Below are 1749 nucleotides of genomic sequence, written 5' to 3' on the forward strand. Positions count from 1 at the left end.
CATGAAAAGATGGAGAGGGGAAATATCAAAATGGTAAACTACAGAGTGGCGGTTGTAGGCGCAACAGGCGCAGTAGGACGTGAAATGATTAGAATGCTAGAAGACAGGAGTTTTCCTGTTGAAAGTATAAAATTTTTAGCTTCAGAACGTTCCGTAGGTCAAAAATTAAAGTATAAAGGCGCGGAAGTAGCAGTTGAACTGCTTACAAGAGACAGTGGCAAAGGTCTTGATATTGCTCTTTTTAGCGCAGGCTCAGACGTTTCTAAGGAATTTGCCCCTTTTTTTGCAGCTGACGGATGTTTTGTTATAGACAATTCAAGCGCATGGAGAATGGATAAGGATGTTCCATTGATAGTCCCAGAGGTAAATCCTTACGATCTCAAAAAAGATAAGAAAATTATAGCAAATCCCAACTGCTCTACAATACAGATGGTTGTAGCATTAAAGCCTTTACACGACTTTGCAAAGATAAAAAGAGTTATTGTTTCAACATATCAGTCTGTTTCGGGCGCGGGGCAAAAGGGCATTAACGAGCTTATTGAACAAACAAAAGCTTGGGCTGAAGGAGAAACAATACCGTCGGCAAACAAGTTCCAATATCAAATAGCGTTTAATCTTATTCCTCAAATAGACGTTTTTACAGAAAACGGTTATACAAAAGAAGAAATGAAGATGACAAACGAAACGAAGAAAATTATGGGGGATAATTCCATAGAAGTAAGTGCAACGTGTGTAAGAGTGCCAGTGTTTCGTTCGCATTCTGAAAGTGTATGGATTGAAACCGAAAAGCCTCTTTCACCTACACAAGCAAAAGAATTATTATTAAAAGCTAACGGGATACAGCTTTTAGATGATCCCAAAACCAAAAAATACCCTACGCCTTTATTTGCAGAAAACATGCAGACAACATACATAGGAAGAATCCGCTCGGATATTTCAACAAAAAACAACGCATTAACGTTCTGGATTGTATCTGACAATCTTTTAAAGGGCGCTGCATTGAACGCAGTACAGATTGCAGAAACGCTTGCAATCGTTGAACTTGTTTAAGTTTTGAGCTTATTCTTGTTTCTTAACTTTAGGTGTTGCATGTATAAATTCAGATACCGAGAGTTAAATCTATTCGTCTTTATTTGGTGAGCTTGATTGTGATACGACGTTTTTTTGTTTGTAATCTATTTTTATCATATTTATAATCTCTATTTTCACATTGCATCCATATCTCTATTCAATTTCTGATATTAGTTTTTTTGATGGCAAATTGGTCTTTTCGATGAAGGTCAGAATATTTAAAGAGATGTCCGAGTAGCAGAATTTAGTTATTATCCGAGTTCGATTACTTCAAAGAATTTGATACGTAGAGTTGAATTTTCATTGTATAATTTTCAAGGTTGAAATGTTAAAAGTAAGGGATTAAATTTGTATAATTACAACAGTTGTAATTGGTTATTTAAAAGAGTACGAAAATAGAGTTTAGATTCTGAAGAACAAAGTAAGAAGAGTTTAAAGAGTCTGGACTACAAAAACGGAAGGGTATTAGAGTGATTAATTTCAAGAGAGTGGTAAGCGTAGTTGTAGTATTTAGTTTGGTATTGAGTTCATGCGGAGGAAACAAGAATAGTGGGGGCGACGGCGGTGCTGGGAGCGGAGTAAATGGGCTAGGAAGGAATGTAGAGTTGAGTATATTTGAGAACGACATTAAAACCGTTGGGGTGGCAGAGGATGTAGTACAAGTTGGATCGCGACTAT

2 protein-coding genes are annotated in these 1749 nt (G+C 36.7%); both read left to right on the plus strand.

What is annotated here, in order from left to right; all coding sequences use genetic code 11:
• Window positions 1-9: 9 nt before the first annotated feature.
• Entirely contained in the window at window positions 10-1050 is a 1041-nt protein-coding gene (locus tag LE180_RS06640; protein ID WP_374134669.1) for an aspartate-semialdehyde dehydrogenase, read from the plus strand.
• Between the two features lie 491 nt (window positions 1051-1541).
• Window positions 1542-1749 (plus strand): hypothetical protein (locus LE180_RS06645; protein WP_374134667.1); only part of this gene is annotated, 208 nt, incomplete at its 3' end.

Source organism: Candidatus Endomicrobiellum pyrsonymphae (assembly GCF_020328025.1).
GTDB classification, from domain to species: Bacteria; Elusimicrobiota; Endomicrobiia; order Endomicrobiales; family Endomicrobiaceae; genus Endomicrobiellum; species Endomicrobiellum pyrsonymphae.

Bases quoted from the DNA above. Each gene is read 5' to 3' on its own strand.
- LE180_RS06640 (WP_374134669.1), top strand. From the start codon at position 10: ATGGAGAGGGGAAATATCAAAATGGTAAACTACAGAGTGGCGGTTGTA.